Origin of the sequence: Listeria cornellensis FSL F6-0969 (genome assembly GCF_000525855.1) — a bacterium.
Lineage (GTDB): Bacteria > Bacillota > Bacilli > Lactobacillales > Listeriaceae > Listeria_A > Listeria_A cornellensis.
In genome coordinates this window covers 1-21,945 of the sequence record NZ_AODE01000023.1, presented here as the reverse complement: position 1 = coordinate 21,945, position 21,945 = coordinate 1, and the positions used below count along the sequence as shown (strand labels likewise).

At 42.5% G+C, this 21,945-nt stretch carries 18 protein-coding genes, 2 pseudogenes and 1 other annotated feature; all 20 genes and pseudogenes read right to left on the bottom strand.

Annotated features, from left to right (window positions below; genetic code table 11):
* Window positions 1-69: 69 nt before the first annotated feature.
* Window positions 70-540 carry a 30S ribosomal protein S7 gene (gene rpsG, locus PCORN_RS10635; protein ID WP_036080257.1) on the bottom strand — a complete coding sequence of 157 codons (471 nt, stop codon included), beginning with the start codon at window positions 538-540 and terminating at the stop codon, window positions 70-72.
* A 24-nt stretch (window positions 541-564) separates the two neighbouring features.
* Complete coding sequence (rpsL, locus tag PCORN_RS10630) at window positions 565-984, bottom strand: 30S ribosomal protein S12 (protein WP_036080254.1); 420 nt, start codon at window positions 982-984, stop codon at window positions 565-567.
* Window positions 985-1,241: 257 nt separating this feature from the next.
* The gene (locus PCORN_RS10625; RefSeq protein WP_206537443.1) at window positions 1,242-2,609 is read right to left on the bottom strand and encodes a peptide ABC transporter substrate-binding protein; all 1,368 of its coding nucleotides are present in this window, start codon (window positions 2,607-2,609) and stop codon (window positions 1,242-1,244) included.
* Window positions 2,569-2,880: a hypothetical protein gene (locus tag PCORN_RS19830; protein WP_206537442.1), complete on the bottom strand. Its 312-nt coding sequence runs from the start codon at window positions 2,878-2,880 to the stop codon at window positions 2,569-2,571. The genes PCORN_RS10625 and PCORN_RS19830 overlap by 41 nt, the downstream gene beginning before the upstream one ends.
* 18 nt (window positions 2,881-2,898) lie before the next feature.
* Entirely contained in the window at window positions 2,899-3,327 is a 429-nt protein-coding gene (locus PCORN_RS20860; RefSeq protein WP_159102569.1) for a gamma-glutamyl-gamma-aminobutyrate hydrolase family protein, read from the bottom strand.
* Window positions 3,320-3,679, bottom strand: a complete 360-nt coding sequence (locus PCORN_RS20855) for a gamma-glutamyl-gamma-aminobutyrate hydrolase family protein (protein WP_051999396.1) — start codon at window positions 3,677-3,679, stop codon at window positions 3,320-3,322. The genes PCORN_RS20860 and PCORN_RS20855 overlap by 8 nt, the downstream gene beginning before the upstream one ends.
* A 139-nt stretch (window positions 3,680-3,818) precedes the next feature.
* Window positions 3,819-5,883, bottom strand: a pseudogene (gene pbp4 / locus PCORN_RS10615) (penicillin-binding protein PBP4(5)).
* A 27-nt stretch (window positions 5,884-5,910) separates the two neighbouring features.
* Window positions 5,911-6,897, bottom strand: a complete 987-nt coding sequence (locus PCORN_RS10610; RefSeq protein ID WP_036080251.1) for an aromatic acid exporter family protein — start codon at window positions 6,895-6,897, stop codon at window positions 5,911-5,913.
* A gap of 508 nt (window positions 6,898-7,405) precedes the next feature.
* Window positions 7,406-10,994, bottom strand: a pseudogene (gene rpoC, locus PCORN_RS20355) (DNA-directed RNA polymerase subunit beta').
* 546 nt (window positions 10,995-11,540) lie between these two features.
* On the bottom strand, window positions 11,541-15,098 hold the full coding sequence (rpoB, locus tag PCORN_RS10600; protein WP_036080248.1) for a DNA-directed RNA polymerase subunit beta: 3,558 nt from the start codon (window positions 15,096-15,098) through the stop codon (window positions 11,541-11,543).
* 284 nt (window positions 15,099-15,382) lie between these two features.
* Window positions 15,383-16,249, bottom strand: a complete 867-nt coding sequence (locus PCORN_RS10595; protein WP_277620193.1) for an anti sigma factor C-terminal domain-containing protein — start codon at window positions 16,247-16,249, stop codon at window positions 15,383-15,385.
* 162 nt (window positions 16,250-16,411) lie between these two features.
* Complete coding sequence (locus tag PCORN_RS10590; RefSeq protein ID WP_036080238.1) at window positions 16,412-17,017, bottom strand: class I SAM-dependent methyltransferase; 606 nt, start codon at window positions 17,015-17,017, stop codon at window positions 16,412-16,414.
* Between the two features lie 232 nt (window positions 17,018-17,249).
* Window positions 17,250-17,618, bottom strand: coding sequence for a 50S ribosomal protein L7/L12 (rplL, locus tag PCORN_RS10585; protein ID WP_036060228.1), 369 nt, complete (start codon window positions 17,616-17,618; stop codon window positions 17,250-17,252).
* Between the two features lie 79 nt (window positions 17,619-17,697).
* On the bottom strand, window positions 17,698-18,198 hold the full coding sequence (gene rplJ, locus PCORN_RS10580) for a 50S ribosomal protein L10 (RefSeq protein WP_036080235.1): 501 nt from the start codon (window positions 18,196-18,198) through the stop codon (window positions 17,698-17,700).
* 51 nt (window positions 18,199-18,249) lie between these two features.
* Window positions 18,250-18,393 (bottom strand) — a sequence feature (ribosomal protein L10 leader region).
* 62 nt (window positions 18,394-18,455) lie between these two features.
* A complete protein-coding gene (gene rplA / locus PCORN_RS10575) occupies window positions 18,456-19,145 on the bottom strand; it encodes a 50S ribosomal protein L1 (protein WP_036060224.1) in 690 nt (229 codons plus the stop codon).
* Between the two features lie 176 nt (window positions 19,146-19,321).
* Window positions 19,322-19,747, bottom strand: a complete 426-nt coding sequence (rplK, locus tag PCORN_RS10570) for a 50S ribosomal protein L11 (protein ID WP_036060221.1) — start codon at window positions 19,745-19,747, stop codon at window positions 19,322-19,324.
* A gap of 142 nt (window positions 19,748-19,889) precedes the next feature.
* The gene (locus PCORN_RS10565; RefSeq protein WP_036080231.1) at window positions 19,890-20,369 is read right to left on the bottom strand and encodes an Imm63 family immunity protein; all 480 of its coding nucleotides are present in this window, start codon (window positions 20,367-20,369) and stop codon (window positions 19,890-19,892) included.
* Between the two features lie 171 nt (window positions 20,370-20,540).
* On the bottom strand, window positions 20,541-21,074 hold the full coding sequence (nusG, locus tag PCORN_RS10560; protein ID WP_036060216.1) for a transcription termination/antitermination protein NusG: 534 nt from the start codon (window positions 21,072-21,074) through the stop codon (window positions 20,541-20,543).
* A gap of 153 nt (window positions 21,075-21,227) precedes the next feature.
* A complete protein-coding gene (gene secE / locus PCORN_RS10555) occupies window positions 21,228-21,407 on the bottom strand; it encodes a preprotein translocase subunit SecE (RefSeq protein ID WP_036071365.1) in 180 nt (59 codons plus the stop codon).
* Between the two features lie 20 nt (window positions 21,408-21,427).
* Entirely contained in the window at window positions 21,428-21,577 is a 150-nt protein-coding gene (gene rpmG, locus PCORN_RS18490) for a 50S ribosomal protein L33 (RefSeq protein ID WP_077912489.1), read from the bottom strand.
* Window positions 21,578-21,945 lie beyond the last annotated feature (368 nt).

The window sequence follows — 21,945 nt, the reverse complement described above, 5'->3', positions numbered from 1 at the left end:
TTCTCCTTCCATTATTAACGATTTAGTTAGGCAACAAGTGTTGACCTAGTCGTGCGGATAAGAAAAATCTTACCAGCGATAGTGAGCGAATGCTCTGTTTGCATCTGCCATTTTATGCGTATCTTCACGTTTCTTAACGGAAGCTCCGGCATTGTTAGATGCATCAAGAATTTCGTGTGCAAGACGTTCTACCATAGTTTTCTCTCCACGCAGACGTGAATAGTTAACTAACCAACGTAGACCTAGAGTTGAGCGACGATCAGGACGAACTTCAATCGGAACTTGATAGTTAGCTCCACCAACACGGCGAGCTTTTACTTCAAGAACTGGCATGATGTTCTTGATTGCTTCGTCAAACACTTCCATAGGGTCTTTTCCACTTTCTTTCGCAATGATATCAAAAGCAGAATAAATGATAGTTTGCGCTTTTCCGCGTTTACCATCAATCATAAGTTTATTGATTAGACGTGTTACCAATTTCGAATTGTACATTGGATCTGGTAATACGTCACGTTTAACAACAGGACCTTTACGAGGCATTGGATATCCTCCTTTCATCTAAGTTTAGTTTATTTTTTTAGGTTTTTTCGTTCCGTATTTAGAACGGCTTTGTCCTCTATTTTCAACACCAGCTGTATCTAGAGCACCACGTACGATATGATAACGTACCCCCGGTAAATCTTTAACACGTCCTCCGCGAATAAGTACAACACTATGTTCTTGTAGGTTATGTCCGATACCTGGGATATAAGCAGTTACTTCAAGTCCGTTAGTCAAACGTACACGAGCGTACTTACGAAGCGCCGAGTTAGGTTTCTTCGGAGTCATTGTACCAACACGAGTACATACGCCACGTTTCTGTGGAGATGATACGTCAGTTAATGATCTTCTGAAAGTATTTAGGCCTTTGTTAAGTGCTGGAGAATCTGATTTCTTAGATTTAGATTGACGCGGTTTGCGAACTAATTGATTAATTGTAGGCATTTTTTGGTTTCCTCCTTCCGAATTTTATAGAACCACACATCCAGGTGGTTCATTTTTTCTTTAAAATAAAATTGCTGATAGGATAATCCTAACAACAGTTTCTATTTTCTATACCTCGTCACGATGGAAGAGGCACCTTGGATATAGTACCATTCTTATTGGTGGATTGTCAAGCGTTTTGACTAGGTTAGGTGAGATAGAAAAGAATAGTTCAAAACAACGGTTGGAATCGTATTTTGGACTATTCTCTATGGTTTTTATTTCGCGACGTATGCAAGTCGGTAAGAGATATTTCGACCAAATGGGTAGATTTGCACGCCTTTGACTGCGGGATCTACCAAGTATGCCGAGGCTCCTTGATAGAATGGTGCGACGACGGCATCTGTTTGAATTAATTGTTTTTCAAGTTCAAGCATTTTATCCCAGCGCTTTTCGGAATCCGTGGCATACGTTTTTTTGACTTCACTCAAACCTTCGTCATACTTACTGCTATTGTATTTCGAAAAATTTAAACCGCCATCTGATTGATACACTTCTAAAAAGTTGATGGGATCGCTGTAGTCCGGCGTCCATGTGCCATAGAAAATGTCGTAATCCCCTGTTGTTGTAAGTGCTAGCCTATTTTTTAGCGGTACACTTTTTAGTTTGATTGTCACGCCTGGTAGATTCTTTTCGATTTCGCTTTGTAGGAACTCAACGGTTTTCTTGGAGACTTCGGTGTCGGAGGATAGGATTTCTAGGGTAAGTTTGTCGACACCGAGCTCTTGTTTGGCTGTCACCCATTCTGATTTCGCTTTTTCAGGGTCAAACGTGATGAGATCACCATTTTCTGAGCGGAAATCTTTGTTGTTTTTCGGGTCTTTAGCAAAGCCGGATGGAATATAGCCGTTCAGCGCTTTGGAACCATCACCTAGAATGGTGTTGGTGTAAGCTTCTTTGTCAAACGCCATCGAGAGGGCTTTGCGTAAGTGGACGTTACCTGTTGCTTTGCGGTCTTCATTAAATCCTAGATAGCCGATTAGTGATTTCTCTTTAGCGTGGTAAGCTTTGTCGCCTTTGTATTTTTGGACAAATTCGTCGGTCAGCGCGGTGTATTGGACGTCGCCTGTCTCGTAAAGGTTAACGCCGGCGCCTGTTTCTTTAGCGACTTGGACGGCGATTTTGTTTAGTTTCACGTTCTCTGCATCCCAATAGTCTTTATTTTTGGTGTAGGTCCATGATGTACCAATTCCCGACCAGTCTTTTAATAGGAAGGAACCGTTTGATAGAATTGTGTCTGCGGATGTGCCGTATTTGGAACCTACGGATGTTACGAATTTCTCATTTTGTGGTAGGAATGGTGTTCCTGTCAGTAGTTTTGACAAATACGGAATTGGATTTTCTAGTGTGATTTCGAGCGTTTTATCATTGATTGCTTTGACGCCTAGCGTGTCTGGTGAAGCTTTCTCGTTGCGGATTTGGTTGGCGTTTTTAATGACGTCCATCTGATTCGAACTTGGTGATGCTGTTTTTGAATTGACTACCTTTTGGAATGCAAAAACGAAATCGGCGGCTGTAACTGGATCACCGTTCGACCATTTGGCGTCATCGCGTAGTTGGAATGTGTAGGTTTTTTTTGTCAGCACTCACAGTTGGTTCCGCGCTGGCAATGCCTAGTTCGGCGTCATTGTCCGGATTGACGCGATATAAGCCTTCTGAAATTTGGCCGATTGCATCCGAACTGAATGTGTCACTGTATAACGCGCTATCAAGCGTAGCGATTTCGCCTGCGGACGTGACTTTAATCGATTGTTTAGCACCCTCGCTGGCCTTTTGTTTGTCCGCATCCCCGCCACCACATGCTGCGATGACAACACCGATTAGTGCAATCATCGCGATAAGTATCCCATTTTTCATGTTGTTTCCTCCCTTTTGCTAACGTAAAATTGCTTTTCTTTTAAAATTGGCTGGTACGTTATAAAACTGCTTTAGCGCGCCCAGCTCCGCGTTTTTCACAAATTCTCGAAAAAGGTGTTGCATTGATGCGTCCCTTTCTGCGATCAGTTCTGGATGCCACTGGACGCCGACAACGAATGGCGCGCCTTCCTTTTCAATCGCTTCCACAACGCCGTCAGGGGCAGTAGCCGTGATTTTTAAGCCGGTTCCTAGTTTATCCACGGCTTGATGATGAAACGAATTGACGTGCGCTGTGCTTCCGAGAATAGTACGGAGGCGAGATGCTTTTTCGACCTGGATTTCATGTGTTGCTTGCGTGGCTTGGTCTTGCTGCATATGTGATAAATTCGCGTTTTCAATATAGCTCGTGTCTTGATGCAACGTTCCTCCAAATGCGACATTAAGCAACTGCGCACCACGGCAAATCGCCAGAATCGGCTTTTTTTTGTAACAATGCCTCTTTCAAAAGTGCCAATTCGAATAAGTCGCGCGTTGGGCATATAGCGCCGAGTTTAGTTTGAGATGTCGCACCATACAATGCTGGTGAAACATCCTGACCGCCTGATAAAATGAGTCCATCAATCTGATCCACAAAAGTCGTCACAAGCCGCGTATCCGTCACTGGAATGACAAACGGAGCCGCCCCGCTCTTCGCAATAACTGACACATAATCACCACCAACGTAAGTGCCGTTACGCGAAATCGTATTTGGGACTTGCTCTGTCAATTGTGCTGCCGAAATGCCAATAATCGCCGTCATTCGCTTAATCCCCCTTTTCAATTCGCATCTATTTACTCGGAATTAATATTTCACTTATTATACCTCGTCCAAATAGTAAAGTAAAGTGATTACACAAAAAAGCCTGAAAAGTCGCAAAGACCTCTCAAGCTTTTTGGTATTACTTATAAAACGATTCAATCACTGGTTTCATTTTATCAATCACGAGTCCACTACCACCGCGACCATTTACATCTTCAATCATGGCCAATACGAGGTATTCCGGTTTGTCGCTATCAAACGCTAGCAAGAAACCATTTTCAAGACCACTTTCGCCTTGTTTTTGCTTCAGTTCCGCAGTTCCTGTTTTAGCAGCAATGTTGTGTCCTGCGATTTGGAGTTTATGCGCGGTTCCTTCAGGTTTTGAAACAGCTTGAACGAGCGCTGATTTGACGGCATTCGCTGTCCCTGCACTCATCGAATCTTTGGCTGCCTTCGTTTCCTGTGTTACCGTCAGTTTCGGATAGACCATTTTGCCGTTGTTCGCGAATGGCGTGTAGGCTACTGCTTGCTGGATTGGAGACATCAACAATTCACCTTGTCCGTATGCCGTATCAGCGAGTAAGATGTCCGATTTGATGCCGTCGTTAGAAATTTGTGCTGGTTCCATGTTAAAAGGTAAGTCAAATTCCTCGCCAAAATCGAATTTTTTCAGGCCATCTTGGAATTTCGTTTCTCCCATTTCCAAGCCTTCTTGTGCAAAATAAATATTATCCGAGTTTACGAGTGCATCGACCATGCTTACCTTTGGAATATCATGCACGCGCGTCACAAAATACTTGCCCCACGATTTATCTTTTTGCCACTGTAAACCAGAGATTTCACGTACTTTATCCGGTTTTGTCGTACCATTTTCAAGCCCAACTGCTGCAGTAATGGTTTTAAAAGTAGAACCTGGTGCGTAGCGCGTCGCATAACGAGCTAGGAATGGGAGTTTTTTGTCGTCCGTGTATTTCTTATAGTCAGCGCTAGAAATTCCCGCTACCATCTGATTCGTATCATAGGACGGCGAACTCACAAGTGCAGCGAGGTTCCCGTTTGTAGGATTGATAATTGTCGCAGATCCTACCTCACCTTTTAGCGCGTTAAACGCATTTTGCTGGATTTGGCTATCAATCGTAAGCTTGATTGTGTCGCCATCTTTTTTATCATTTTGTTGCAGAACGGTTTCCTCTTTCGTCTCATCATTTACGATCAAGATACGGCCGCCGTTCACGCCACGTAACGCCTTATCATAATAACGTTCCAAGCCAGCTTTTCCGATCAAATCGCCAGCGTTGAGCAGTTTATTTTTCTCGATATCTTCCGCGCTCACTTCGCCAACATAACCAATCAAATGCGCTGCGGCTTGGCTTAGCGGGTAGTAACGCGTTTCAATCGTGGCATAACTCACACCCGTCATCTGCACAGGAGAACCCGTCGTCAACACCTTAATTGGCACAAACGTATCCGGATGCACCCAGCTTTGCGAAAGTTTCTTCTCCAAATCAACAACAGGAATATCGAATTTCTTGCTGATTGCCTCCAAATTCTTCGTCTTAGCCTCACCCTCACCAAGATCATTCGGAACAATCCCAGCCTCGCTCACATTCTTGTTAATTGCGAGCCCTTTGCCGTTCACATCTTGAATCTGACCACGCTTCGCTTCATCCGTCGTCAAGCGAACCTTATCCGATTTCACCATCCCTGGAAAAATTAAATTCGGCTGCCAATCCACTTTCCAATCGTCATCCTCGCTCGAAATGGTAGCACTATATTCCTGCTTAGCCATCTCACCTAGCGTCGTCGTCATTTCCAAACTATACGTCAATTTATAATTATTCTCCGCATCATCATGCGTCACTTTCAAGTCAGAAACCTTGATATCACGTGCGTCGATCCCCGTAAAAACGGTATCATATTTCGCTTCCATTTCCTTCGCTGTGAAACCGCTCGTCTTTAGCGATTTTTTTTGTCACATCATCCGATAGCTTCGTGAAATTCTGCTTTTTAACATTTGTCGTGAAATTTTCCGCGGCTTCGTTCGCCATTTTCTCATTCTTCGCACTGCTGTTCATGAAATAATAGGTCGCGCCCCCGCCAACAGCAAGAACTAAAACAACGATGAGACTAATCCAAACCCATTTCTTGTTACTCTTCTTTTGTCTACGCACCTTGTTCCCTCCATTTGTGTTTCTCGATTTCATTGCCTCTTTATTATAGCAAAGGTTGGGCTAGCTGGCATTAATCTTTACCAATTCTTTATCTTCTGCAAATTGCTTCGTAAAATCGCGTTTTAACTCTAATAAATAACGTAAATCACCCAAAAATTGAAAAAGTAACGCACGACCTTCAAATTCTTCTCGCGTCTTCGGTAAATCACTTTTGCGAAAATCAGCAAGCATCACATTTACATCCGCGATTAAGTCCTCCGCTGGGTTTTGTTCAGAAAGCGATAACGCCGTCTTCTCAACCAAACTCGCCATTTTTCCCGCATGATCCGTCAAAATACTAATTTGGCGCACCGACAAGTTCATTTGTCTGATCACGCGTAACTGCACGGTCCGCATATCAATATACTTTATGTAATAACGCGAATCCGCAAATAACTGATTGTCAAAATGGCGTTTCGACTGCGCATTAGCCTCCGTCAAGTATTCCGCCAACTGCTTAATCAACTTCTTCTCATCCAAATAAACCGGCTCACGCTTCAAATCTTGCGCAAAACAAAAGAAAATCTGGCGCATCACCGATTCAATTTTTTGGCGTTGCACCTTCAGTTCCGTATCCATTTTCGGCATATATAAATTCAGCAAAATGCCGATTCCAGCGCCGACAGCCATGAGTAGCATCTCATTCGTAAACCAAAATAAAGACAGCGACTGCTCCACTAAAATATGCGTCACAAGCACCGAGCTGACCACTATCCCATCCGTCACTTTCAGACGAACCGCAATCGGAATAAAGACGAGTAGGTAAAATCCGAATGCAATCGCGTTAAATCCGAGTAACAGGAAGAAAATCGCGGATATCGTTAACGCAATAATCGTCGAATAAACCCGTTGTATCGCGAGTTGAATCGATCCTTTTTTCGTATTTTGAATGCTTAGAACAGTTATCAAACCTGCTGAAACCGCGTACTCAAGACCCCACCATTCGGCGATTAATATCGCGAGCGTCGCGCCAACAGCTGTTTTCACCGTACGCAATCCAATTTTCAAAGTCTTTCACCTCTTTTTTCGTATCCTTCTTTATTTTACACTATCCGATACAAATTAAAAAGCCACCTGCGAAAAAAGGATTCGGAGGTGACTCTTCATGTTTTTAATCGAGCTTCGCGTGCCAGGCCTTCGAAGTTTTCACCCCCTTCGCAAAAGTCAAAAGCGGACTTTTTCTGCGGCGGCTCCAAACTTTTTCAGGTCTGACGGGCACGCTTAGCATCTTGTTTTATCGAGCTTCGCGTGCCAGACCTTCGGAGTTTTGTTGGTACTCTTGGAAATTTATTTTCTTAGAGTACCAATATGAGTGCGAGTGCAACGAGCATTCGTTCAGCTCGGCGGTTCCAAACTCTTTCAGGGCTGAACGGGCGCGTTCAGCATCTTGTTTTATCGAGCTTCTCGCGCCAAACCTTCGGAACTTTCACCTCCTCCACAAAAGTCAAAAGAGGACTTTTATTGCGGAGGTTCCAAGTTCTGTCAGGTCTGAACGGGCGCGTTCAGCATCTTGTTTTTAAATATGTTTCGTTTCTTCTAATTCAGCAACTTCTTGTTCTTTACCTAATACGGATGATTTCAGCTTACGGTAATGATGAATACCTGTACCGGCTGGGATCAGTTTTCCTAGGATAACATTTTCTTTCAAGCCGAGCAATTCATCGGTTTTACCTTTGATTGCTGCATCTGTAAGAACACGTGTTGTTTCTTGGAACGATGCTGCGGACAGGAAGGAATCTGTTTCAAGGGATGCTTTTGTAATACCTAGCAACACTGGGCGTCCAGTTGCTGGTTGTTTGCCGGCAAGTAATGCGTCACGGTTAGACTCGGTAAATGTGTGTACATCCATTAATGTTCCTGGCAAGATATTTGTATCACCAGTGTCCATTACGCGGATTTTACGTAACATTTGACGAACCATAACTTCAACGTGTTTATCGCCGATTTCAACCCCTTGCATCCGGTAAACTTTTTGTACCTCAGCAAGTAGATATTCTTGTACGGAAAGGACGTCACGAACGCGGATCAATGCTTTTGGATCGATCGAACCTTCTGTCAGTGCTTCCCCACGGTCAACAATGTCGCCGATTTTAACGCGAAGGCGAGCAGTATAAGGAATACTGTAGCTACGACGGTCTTCATCTTTACCTTGTATCACGATTTCTTGTTGGCGATCGCGTGCTTCTTCAATAGAAACAACTTCACCTTCAACTTCGGTAATAATCGCTTGACCTTTAGGATTACGTGCTTCAAAAATCTCTTGGATACGAGGAAGACCTTGCGTGATATCGTCTCCGGCTACCCCACCTGTATGGAACGTACGCATTGTAAGCTGTGTACCTGGTTCCCCGATAGATTGCGCGGCGATAATACCAACTGCTTCTCCGACTTCAACTTCTGTTCCTGTTGCCAAGTTTTTACCATAACATTTCTTACATACACCATGTCTTGTATTACATGTGAACGCAGAACGAATCGTTACTTTTTCAATACCAGCTTCAATAACAAGACGAGATTTAGCCTCTGTAATCAAGTCATTTTCAGCGACGATAACTTCGCCTGTTTCTGGATGTCTGATCGATTTACGAGCATAACGGCCTTCCAAACGTTCTTCAAGTGGCTCGATAATTTCAGTACCCTCACGGATAGCTTCGATTTCGAGACCGCGGTCAGTGCCACAATCGTATTCACGAATGATAACATCTTGCGCCACGTCAACCAAACGACGAGTAAGGTAACCTGAATCGGCTGTTTTAAGGGCTGTATCGGTAAGACCTTTACGCGCACCATGGGTCGAGATAAAGTATTCCAAGACAGTTAGTCCCTCACGGAAATTCGATGTGATTGGAAGTTCTACGATACGTCCAGATGGATCGGCCATCAGACCACGCATACCTGCTAGCTGCGTAAAGTTGGAAATGTTACCACGAGCTCCTGAATCTTGCATCATGAAGATCGGGTTTAAACGATCCAAACTCAAGATCAGTTTTCCTTGGATAACGTCTTTGGCTTCGTTCCAGACAGCGATAACACGTTCGTACCTTTCGTCATCGGTAATCAGACCACGACGGAATGTTTTGGTGATTTTCTCTACTTTATCATGCGCTTCTTCAAGAATGTCATGCTTTTCTTCCAGCGTCAAGATGTCGGCGATACCAACAGTCATACCGGCTTTTGTAGAGATTTTGAAACCTAGATCTTTCATGCGATCGAGCATGCGCGAAGTTTCTGTGATGTGGAATCGTTTGAAGACTTCCGCGATGATGTTTCCTAAGATTTTTTTTCTTGAATGGGTCAACGATTTCTTGTTCTTGGATGTGTTTTTTCACGTCTGTATTCGTGTCCACGAAATATTTCTTAGGCGTTTCAACTTCCAAATTGTAATCTGTCGGTTCGTTAATATATGGGAATGTCGTCGGTAAAATAGTATTGAAAATCAGTTTACCAACAGTCGTAATTAATAGTTGCTTGCGTTGTTCATCGGTAAATCTTTCGTTGTCAATCGAACCTGCAACAACGGCGATACGCGAATGCAAATGCACATAACCATTTTGGTATGCTAATTGTGCTTCGTTAATATCAGTAAATACCGTACCTTCGCCAACTGTACCTTCACGTTCAAGCGTCAAGTAATAGTTACCTAGTACCATATCTTGAGAAGGAGTTACAACCGGTTTACCATCTTTCGGATTCAAAATGTTTTGGGCAGCGAGCATCAAAATACGTGCTTCTGCTTGTGCTTCTGCGGATAGTGGAACATGGACAGCCATTTGGTCACCATCAAAATCGGCGTTATAAGCTGTACATACTAGCGGATGCAGACGAATCGCACGGCCTTCAACAAGTGTTGGTTCGAAAGCTTGAATACCTAGTCTATGCAAAGTAGGTGCGCGGTTAAGAAGTACTGGATGCTCACGAATAACTTCTTCTAATACATCCCAAATTTCAGGTGAAGAACGTTCGATTTTGCGTTTTGCACTCTTAATGTTATGCGCAAGGCCACGACCAACCAATTCTTTCATAACGAAAGGCTTGAATAGTTCGAGTGCCATTTCTTTTGGAAGTCCACATTGGTACATTTTAAGGTTCGGACCGACTACGATAACGGAACGACCAGAATAATCGACACGTTTACCTAGTAAGTTTTGACGGAAACGACCTTGTTTACCTTTTAGCATGTGAGACAGTGATTTCAGTGGGCGGTTACCTGGTCCTGTTACCGGACGGCCACGACGACCATTATCGATCAAAGCATCAACAGCTTCTTGGAGCATACGTTTTTCATTTTGCACGATGATGTTAGGCGCACCTAAATCAAGCAAGCGTTTCAGACGGTTATTCCGGTTGATGACACGACGATAAAGGTCATTCAAATCACTTGTCGCAAAACGTCCACCTTCAAGTTGAACCATTGGGCGGATTTCTGGCGGGATAACTGGAAGCACGTCAAGTACCATCCAACTTGGATCATTGCCGGAATGACGGAACGCTTCTAGAACTTCTAAACGACGAATCGCACGAGTTCTACGTTGTCCTTGTGCAGATTTCAATTCTTCTTTCAGACCATTCACTTCTTTTTCAAGTTGGATGTCTGCAAGAAGTTTTTTGATTGCTTCAGCGCCCATTCCAGCTTGGAACGATTGGCTATATTTCTCACGATAAACGCGGTACTCTTTTTCTGAAAGCAATTGTTTCTTTTCAAGCGGTGTATCGCCTGGTTCTGTTACAACATAGGAAGCAAAATAAATAACTTCTTCCAGCGCACGCGGTGACATGTCAAGCGCAAGTCCCATACGGCTTGGAATACCTTTGAAATACCAAATATGTGTTACTGGTGCAGCAAGTTCAATGTGTCCCATACGTTCACGACGAACTTTAGACTTGGTAACTTCAACCCCACAACGGTCACAAACTACGCCTTTATAGCGAACACGTTTGTATTTCCCACACGAACATTCCCAGTCTTTCATTGGTCCGAAGATTCTTTCGCAGAACAAACCGTCACGCTCAGGTTTCAGCGTACGATAGTTGATTGTTTCTGGTTTTTTAACTTCTCCGTGTGACCATGAACGAATTTTATCTGGAGACGCAAGACCTATTTTCATATACTCAAAATTTTTCACATCTAAAACCAATGGTCTACCTCCTACTTTTGATGAGTAGCCTATCCCAAATAAATCGGCGGCAAGCGATCGCATTCCGCCAATTTTGCGGACTTCCGGTTCTCATGTACACGAGTACACTCCGCTTCCGGCTTCCACAAAATTGACGAAATACAATCGCTTTCGCTCGATTTGTGTGAAGCAGAATTTACGTCTTACCCGAAAGTTCAAAAGACGGTCAGGCGCTTTTTACTCGTCTAACGTTTTTGTTATTCATGTTCTATTTTAGCTTCGCGCATTTATATTTTACTGAATCCAGCTTCAAGAGCCAGCCTCTCGGAAATTGTTGTGGTTTTTAGGAAGCGTATTTTGATTCCTTAAAACCTCAATATGAGTGTGAAGGCAGTGAACATTCGTTCCTTTCACTGCGCCCCCTAACAATTAAAAGGTTGTCAGGCTCGCGTTGCTCCACTGCCTATTGATTCACTAAATCAAACCAAACGACGGTTTGAAAGTTCATCAACATAAACGGGCTCTTTCAGCTTTATATTATTGATTCGAATCTATAATACCTGCTGGCTTCGTTGGTTCAGATACGATGTTGAAAGCGTCATTTTGGGCGCCGAATTCTTCGTCTTCTAGGTCGCGTAATTCGATTTCTTCTTTGTCTGCGGAGAGGATTTTTACGTCCATTCCTAGACTTTGAAGCTCTTTAATTAATACCTTGAAGGATTCTGGTACGCCTGGTTCTGGAATGCTTTCTCCTTTAACGATGGCTTCGTATGTTTTCACACGGCCTACCACGTCATCGGATTTGATCGTTAGAATTTCTTGAAGCGTGTAAGCGGCACCGTATGCTTCTAATGCCCATACTTCCATCTCCCCGAAACGTTGTCCACCGAACTGTGCTTTACCGCCTAGTGGTTGTTGCGTTACTAGTGAGTAAGGTCCAGTTGAACGAGCATGCAATTTATCATCAACCATGTGGGCAAGTTTAATCATATACATAATACCGACAGAAATACGGTTATCAAAAGGTTCACCTGTGCGTCCATCATAAAGTGTGGTTTTCGCATCTGGCGCCATACCGGATTCAGCCACTGTGCTCCATACGTCGTTATCGTTCGCGCCATCAAATACTGGTGTCGCAATGTGAATGCCGAGGTAACGAGCTGCCATACCTAAGTGAAGCTCAAGTACTTGTCCAATGTTCATCCGTGATGGTACACCTAGTGGGTTAAGCATGATATCAACTGGCGTTCCGTCTGGCATATAAGGCATATCTTCCTCTGGTAAAATACGAGAGATAACCCCTTTATTTCCGTGACGTCCAGCCATTTTATCGCCTTCATGAATTTTACGTTTTTGAACGATGTAAACACGAACGAGTTGGTTAACACCTGGTGGTAACTCATCGCCAGCTTCACGTGTAAAGCTTTTCACGTCAAGGACAATACCGTCGCCGCCATGTGGTACGCGTAGTGATGTATCGCGAACTTCACGGGCTTTTTCACCGAAGATAGCGTGTAGTAAACGTTCTTCTGCAGTTAGTTCGGTTACACCTTTTGGCGTTACTTTACCAACGAGCAAGTCGCCGTCTTTTACTTCTGCTCCGACACGGATAACACCACGTTCATCAAGGTCACGCAATGCGTCTTCCCCAACGTTTGGAATATCACGAGTCATTTCCTCAGGTCCAAGTTTCGTATCACGAGCTTCTGATTCAAATTCTTCAATATGAATCGACGTGTAAACATCATCTTTTACAAGACGTTCACTCATGATGATCGCATCTTCATAGTTATACCCGTCCCAAGTCATGAATGCTACAAGAACATTACGACCAAGAGCTAGTTCTCCTGAGTCCATCGAAGGTCCGTTACCAAGGATTTCGCCTTTTGTTACACGGTCCCCTTCTGCAACGTTTGGAGATTGGTTATAACACGTACCATGATTCGAACGGACAAATTTGCGTAGTGTATATTTATCAATACCACCGCTAACTTCTTTGCCATCCACTTCGGAAATACGGCGAACCCAGATTTCTTTTGCTTCCACGTGTTCTACAAGACCGTCATGCTTACAAACGACAGCAGCACCAGAGTCACGGGCAGAAACGTGTTCCATACCTGTTCCGATGATTGGCGCTTCAGGATTAAGAAGCGGTACAGCTTGACGTTGCATGTTGGCTCCCATTAGCGCACGGTTGGAGTCATCATTTTCAAGGAACGGAATACATGCCGTTGCAACCGAAACTACTTGTTTTGGCGATACGTCCATGTAATCAACTCGTTCTTTTTCAACAGCTAAATTGGCAGAACGGAAACGTGCCATGACTTCTTCTTCTGTAAAAGTACCTTGCTCGTCCAATTTGGAGTTCGCTTGGGCTACTACATAGTTATCCTCTTCGTCCGCAGTCAGATAGTCAATCTTATCTGTTACGCGGTTCGTTTCAGGATCAACGCGACGATATGGTGTTTCGATAAAGCCAAACTTGTTCACTTTCGCAAACGAGGACAAGGAGTTAATCAGTCCAATATTCGGTCCCTCAGGCGTTTCAATCGGACACATACGACCATAATGAGAGTAATGCACGTCACGTACTTCATAACCAGCACGTTCACGCGTCAAACCACCGGGTCCAAGCGCTGAAAGACGACGTTTATGCGTCAATTCGGCCAGTGGATTGGTCTGATCCATAAACTGTGATAACTGCGAGCTACCAAAGAATTCTTTAATGGATGCCACAACTGGTCGAATATTAATCAATTGTTGCGGTGTCACAGTGCTCATGTCTTGAATCGACATACGCTCACGAACCACACGCTCCATACGGGATAAACCGATACGGAATTGATTTTGTAAAAGTTCTCCAACAGAACGCAAACGACGGTTACCAAGATGGTCAATATCATCCGTGTCGCCTACTCCGTGAAGCAAGTTGAAGAAATAACTGATAGAAGAAATAATATCAGCTGGCGTAATATGTTTCACGCTCGCATCAATATAAGCATTACCAATCACATTGATAATTTTTTCCTCTTCACTATTTGGCGCGTAAATTTTGATAGATTGAACAACAATGCTATCTTCCATTACACCATCAGTTGGACGGAGCGTACGGAAACCAACGCCATTTTCAAGATTTTCAATAATAGAATCCAATTTACGACGATCTAAAATTTCACCTTTAGAAGCGATAATTTCACCAGTCTCTGGATCAACTAACGTTTCAGCAAGTGTTTGGTTAAATAAACGATTCTTCAAATGCACTTTTTTGTTGATTTTGTAACGACCAACATTCGCTAGATCATAACGTTTTGGATCGAAAAAGCGCGATACTAGCAAGCTCTTCGCATTTTCAACTGTTGGTGGTTCACCAGGACGTAAGCGCTCATAAATTTCAAGCAATGCTTTGTCCGCATTATCGGTATTATCTTTCTCAAGTGTGTTGCGTAAGTAGTCATTCTCCCCGATTAATTCCAGAATTTCGCTATCGGAGCCGAATCCAAGCGCACGTAAAAGAACAGTAACTGGTAATTTACGCGTCCGGTCGATTCTTACATGAACAACATCTTTCGCGTCTGTTTCATACTCAAGCCACGCCCCACGGTTAGGGATGACAGTAGAACCAAAACCTTTTTTACCGTTTTTGTCGAGTTTTCCATTAAAATAAACACCCGGAGAACGTACTAATTGCGATACAATAACACGCTCGGCGCCATTGATAACAAACGTACCCATCTCGGTCATAAGCGGGAAATCACCCATAAATACTTCTTGGTCTTTCACTTCGCCCGTCTCTTTATTGATAAGACGTAGCTTTACACGCAATGGTGCTGCATAATTCGCATCACGGTTTTTCGACTCTTCTACTGAATATTTCGGATCTCCCAAATTGTAGTCGATAAATTCTAGTGACAAATTCCCAGCAAAATCCTCAATTGGAGAAATATCGCGGAACATTTCACGTAATCCCTCATCCAAAAACCATTGGTAGGACTTCGATTGAATCTCGATTAAGTTTGGCAACTCCAACACTTCACTAATACGAGCGAAACTTCTACGTTGGCGATGTCTTCCGTACTGAACTAGTTGACCTGACAACTCATTCACCCTCTCAAATAAACTAAATTTATTAAGCACATTGCAGCAAAAATAGTACAATGGAACTTGGCAAAAATACCTAAAAAAGACAAAAAGAAAGCGGGTTCCTCAAAGAAAACCACTATTTTCTTGCTATGTGAACCAAACAGGCTAAAACTGCAATTCTTCAATACTCACCGCTAAAATATGGCAATATCGATTCTTTTGGCATCTTACTATAATAGCATAGTAAAAAGACGGAGTCAACGATTAGGACTTAGTTGATGCCATCTTTCTAAGATTCATTATTTGTACGGTTTGATGTACGGGACGATGTCTGCCGTAGCGCCGATTTCTGATGCGCGGATGAAGGATTGGCCAGCGATTTGTTTGAAGTTGGTTGCTTGGCCGGTTAGGATGATGCCTTTGAATTTCACTGCATTCAAATCTAGTTTACTATAAACTTCGTACAGTGTATCCGCCTTACTAGAATTAGTTCGCAAACTATCTAATCCCGCAACAAAGTTACGATAGTTCGCTTGGTATACTTTGCTATCCGGAACATGATCTACCGGCTTTTGCAAACCTTCAAATCCATAAACTTGATCCATATCTAATACCCCATCCGTGTTTTCAGAAACCACCCACAACCAAGCGATATTCAAATTAGATGGTATTTTTTCTAGAATATCTTGTAACTCATATGATTTATCGAAAGATATCGCTACTTCCATGACCTTTTTTAAGTCATCAGAAAGCTTCTGCAAATCATTATTTATCGCGCCATAACTAATATCTGGATTATAAAATTGTAACATTTTTTGACTAGTTCCTTCCGCAAAAACGGTACTTCCATTCGTCTCACCCATTCTACCAGCTTGGACATCATTACCTAAACCCGTATAACTAGCGTATGTATCCGACCACGGAATAATATAGCCATTTATATCTTTCGTCTGCTTGTACATGAACTTGCCGCCAAATAAATCAGCATTCATTTTTACGCGGTTGCCTAACTTGATATTCGGTGAACTTACCGCGGCTCGATTTAGAATTTGCACATCTAACTGTTCAGCATTAGATGTGACCGTCTTTAATTGAAGCACAAACGCGGCACCGAGAAAAACTACCAGTAATACTATCGCGATCCATACCTTTTTCATAAATAGAATCCTCTTTTCATATGTTTTCCTTTATTATATGCCAAACGAACATAAAAACCTAGCATTATCAATATATTGGTTATTCCGAATATAAAAAGACCTAATTCCGCTAATTAATTACATAAAAAAGTTACCACCTCCTATTGAAATAGTAACTCCACTAAATTCCATTCATTCTTTCATACTCCGATAAATAAAATACCCCTTATCCTTCGCAACGACTGCCACATTTCCGAAAACCTCTTCCATCTTAGCCTCAGCAGAAGGTCCGCCTTGTTTTTTCTGAATGACGATCCACAGACTTCCACCCGTTTCTAATCGCTCAAAGCTACCAGTCAGAATCTCATGCACTATCTTTTTACCCGCGCGAATTGGGGGATTGCTAATAATATCCGTATAATCACGATCCGTCACACCGTCATATACAGAACTCTCAAAAACACGCACATTCGTCAACCCATTATTCGCTGCATTTTCCGTGGATAGTTCTAGCGCGCGGTCGTTCACGTCGATCATGTCCACTTGTGCATCAAGGTAGCTTTTTGCAAAAGCGAGACCGATTGGACCGTAACCGCAACCAACGTCTAGCATTTTTCCGGTTGAGTTACTCGCTTTGAAAGTTTCAATCAAAAGTCGTGAACCGAAATCAACCGTTGTTTTAGAGAAAACGCCCACATCACTGATAAATTTGATTTGGGTGCCGCGTAATTCGAAATTCCACGTTTTACGGTTATGATCTAGATCACTATTTTTCGTATAGTAGTGTTTGTTGCTCATGTTTTTTTTGCCACCTTTCTTATGTACAAAAAAAGAAGAGCGCCAGATCAGCGTAAGGCTAATTTGGTGCTCTTCTTGTCTAGTTTCGCGTGCCAGCCTCTCGGAAATTGTTGTGGTTCTTGGGAAGCGTTTTGTGATTCCTTAGGACCTCAATATGAGTTGTGAATGAAATGAACATTCAATCATTACTCTAACAAATTCTGCCGAGGCTGACGGGCACGCTACACTTTTCTTATTTAACAGCTACGTTAGCGCCAACTTCTTCAAGTTTAGCAACGATTTCGTCTGCTTCTTCTTTAGTGATTCCTTCTTTAAGAGCTTTAGGAGCGTTGTCTACAACTTCTTTAGCTTCTTTCAAGCCAAGACCAGTGATTTCACGAACCACTTTGATGACTTTGATTTTTTGATCTCCAGCAGAAGCTAGTTCTACTGTGAATTCAGTTTGCTCTTCAGCAGCAGCGCCACCAGCAGCAGCACCAGCAGCTACAGGAGCAGCAGCAGTTACGCCAAATTCTTCTTCGATTGCTTTTACTAAGTCATTTAATTCTAGTACAGTTGCTTCTTTTACGGAAGCAATGATTTCTTCAATGTTTAAAGCCATTTTGAAATTCCTCCATTATAATATAATTTTTTCGGACTATGCCGATTTAGTTGTTGGTGAAAAATCACCGGGTTGAAAATTAAGCACCTTGTTCTTCTTTTTGGGTTGCAACAGCTTTTGTTGCAAGTGCCAAGTTACGAACTGGAGCTTGAAGTACGCTAAGCAGCATAGATAGTAAGCCGTCGCGTGATGGTAGAGAAGCAAGAGCTTTAACATCTTCAACAGAAGATACTTTACCTTCGATGATACCAGCTTTAATTTCTAGTGCTTCGTGTTTCTCTGCAAATTCATTAATGATTTTAGCAGGAGCAACAACGTCTTCATTACTGAAAGCGATAGCGCTAGGACCTGTCAATACTTCGTTCAAGCCTTCTAAGCCAGCAGCTTCAGCAGCACGACGCATTAACGAGTTCTTGTATACTTTAAAATCAATACCAGCTTCACGTAATTGTTTACGTAATTCGGTGATTTCAGCAACTGTTAAACCACGATAGTCAACGATTACTGTAGAAGCACTGTCTTTGAATTTCGTAGTGATTTCATTAACAGCACCTTGTTTCAATTCTAAAATTGTACTCATCTTTGTTTTCCACCTCCATCATGATTGTTCTGAAGCCACAAGAGCGACTTCAAAGCATATAAGAAACCCCTCACACCGTAGACGTGAGGGGTTCACAAGCCAGATTCACAATGGAACTAACTTTCAAAATCCTCGGCGGGCAAAATTAAGCGTACAAGACGCGCCTGCTGTCTACGGTTAGGATATTCTGTTTTGTTTCGACTTTGTTATTCTACCAAAATAGAATAGCGCCGTCAAGTTCATACCTAAGAAAAATCTTAGAATGAAGATGGATCTACTTTAACACCAGGACCAAATGTAGTTGTAACGGTTACGTTTTTTACATATACTCCCTTAGCCGCAGCAGGTTTTGCTTTTTGAAGAACATCGTTAATAGTACGGAAGTTCTCAACAAGCTTAGCAGCATCAAATGATACTTTACCAATCGCAGTGTGGACATTACCAGACTTGTCAACGCGGTATTCTACTTTACCAGCTTTGATTTCGTTCACGGCTTTTGTTACGTCCATTGTTACTGTTCCTGTTTTAGGGTTTGGCATTAAACCTTTTGGTCCTAAGACACGGCCTAATTTACCAACTTCACCCATCATATCAGGTGTTGCTACGATAACATCAAAATCAAACCAACCTTGGTTAATCTTAGTTACGTAGTCTCCTTCTCCAACGAAATCAGCGCCAGCAGCCTCAGCTTCTTTTGCTTTCTCGCCTTTTGCAAATACTAATACGCGTTGTGTTTTACCTGTACCATTTGGAAGTACAACAGCGCCGCGGATTTGTTGATCTGCTTTTTTAGGGTCAACGCCTAAACGAAATGCTACTTCAACAGTTGCATCGAATTTAGCGAAGTCTGCTTTTTGAGCAAGTTCAACAGCTTCTTCAACGGAATAAGCTTTTTCAGCATCGATTAGCTTGACAGCATCTTGATACTTTTTACCTTTCTTAGCCATTCTTTTTTCCTCCTATTCTGTGGTTATATCGGAATTTCCTCCCACGTAAACCAGATTCGACATCTGATTTGAAATAAGAAAAGATGAACGTATTACTCTAATATGATAAACGGTTCGACCCGCTTCGTTCAGTTGTTCTTTTTCTTATTCCTGATACGCGTAATACATGATTGGTATTAGTCTTCGATCGTAATACCCATGCTGCGCGCAGTACCTTCAACCATACGCATTGCAGATTCAACACTTGCTGCGTTTAGATCTGGCATTTTTAGTTCAGCGATTTCTTGTACTTGAGCACGTTTCACAACCGCAACTTTATTACGGTTCGGTTCACCTGATCCTTTTTCAACTTTAGCTGCTTTTTTAAGCAAGACTGCTGCTGGCGGAGTTTTAGTGATGAATGTGAAAGAACGATCTTCATACACAGAAATCACAACAGGAATAATTAGACCAGCTTGATCGCTTGTGCGCGCATTGAACTCTTTACAGAATCCCATAATGTTAACACCCGCTTGACCTAGTGCTGGACCAACTGGTGGAGCTGGATTAGCTTTACCTGCTGGAATTTGCAATTTTACCTCTTTGATTACTTTTTTAGCCACGAGACACACCTCCTTAAGTCCGTGATGTGGTTTAATGGGGTTAATCATTTCCCCTCCCACGTTAAAACAGCACAAATTGTACCTCATATAGAATAACACTAAGCTCGCGGGATTGCAAGATTTTTTTTGTCTGTTCTCTTTTTTAAAATTGCTTGGCGATGAATGTCGCGGTGTCAAAATCGTATCGGACGTTTTTCTCGGTGCGCCACATGTTGAGATATTCGGCGTAATGGATTGCTGCTTTTCTAGCCCAATCGGTGTCAATCGTCGCTAGCAGCCTGATAGTTTCTTCAAATGCTATTTTTCTTGTATCGCCTTGTAGGTCGTCCTCATTTTTGCGGATATAGGCGAGGTCGCGGTGTTTTAATTCATACTCTAGTCCCATTCGGAAAGCGAGATGGAGAAAGACTTCGTATTTGAAAGTGTCGAAATCTGGTGTTTTATACAAGCTAAGCCTTTCGCCACGCTCGTCGCCATATAAAAGATAACCGTCCACGTCATTCCAATCCATACAAAGCTCGCCAAAACCGCCAGAGCTTTTGAAATAGAGGTGAAAATCAATGTCATATAGTGATGCGATACTTTTTAGTTGTAGATAGATTGACTGAGCGTATTCTGTCATCCACAGAACCTCCTTAAAAACAACGAAAGACTCGGACATTTATCCAAGTCTCTCTTGTTTATTTTTTTAATGCACGCCATATAATGGAGCCGCAAACAAACATCGCGATAACTCCAATGACTACAATTAGGGCTGAAACAATAGCTGCGGTTAGACCAAAACTCATTTTTCTTACAGTCTTTCTATTTGGTCGAAATCAACCTCAACTGGTGTTTCGCGACCAAACATGTTGACCATAACTTTCGCTTTGGCTTTATCGTTATCGATTTCTTCTACTTTACCGGAGAATTCAGCAAACGGTCCTTCTTTGACCATTACTGTTTCGCCAAGTTCGAAGTCCGCTTCTTGACGGCGTTCGTTCATGCCCATGCTCTTCAGAATCCGATCCGCTTCTTCTGGAAGTAACGCAGTCGGTTTTGAGCCAGCTCCAGCTGAACCAACGAAACCAGTCACGCCTGGCGTATTACGAACCACGTACCAAGAATCGTCCGTCATAATAATTTCAACTAACACGTAACCTGGGAAAACTTTACGCTTCAATGTTTTTGTTTTGCCATTCTTTACTTCTGTTTCTTCTTCTTCCGGAACCATAACGCGGAAAATCTTGTCCGACATCCCCATTGATTCCACACGTTTCTCAAGATTTGCTTTGACTTTATTTTCATAACCAGAATAGGTGTGTACAACATACCAACTTTTTTCCATTTGTCTCATTTGACCGCCACCAAATTGGGGTCATCCTCCTCTTTGATATTAATTTCAGATATAAAAACTACCCAAAATAAAAAAACCCGAAATACGTCCCGGGTTCTATCTCAATAATTGTATTATAGCATTCTTTGTTAAAAAAGCCTAGTATTATAGCATAAACTGAATAAGCATCTCGATTAAAAAGTCCACGACCATAAAGAACACAGCCATACAAGCTACGGCAATGATTACAGTAATCGTATACGTTCTTAGCTCTTTACCAGTTGGCCATGTAACCTTGCTCATTTCAGACTTTACATTACGGAAAAACCTTGAAACTGCTGACATGTTATACCCCTCCAAATCCACTATTTTGTTTCGCGATGAAGTGTATGCTTATTACAGTGTCTGCAAAATTTCTTCACTTCTAACCGTTCTGTTCGCGCTGTGCCGCCGACACCAATGGAATAGTTTCGTGATCCACACTCTGAACAGGCTAGTGATGTTTTCTTTTTCATAATCACAATCAACTCCGCTTATTTCTATGCTTTTAGCGTCAAACGCTCCATTCAACACTTTACATCTATAATAATATACCATTAAATGAGGAATTGAGTCAAGACTGAAAAGCGGAGCGTGCCCGTTAGCCTCGACAGAATTTGTTAGGGGGCGCAATTATATGGAACGAATATTCATTTCATTCATACTCATATTGAGGTTCTAAGGAATCATAATATGCTTCCTAAAAACCACAACAAATTCCGAGAGGCTGGCACGCGGAGCTAGATCCGCAGGCGCAAAACAAGATGCAGTACATGGATTACATGCTCACTTCGTTCTCATGCATATTGAGGCTCTAATTCAGCATGTGATACTTCATAAGAGA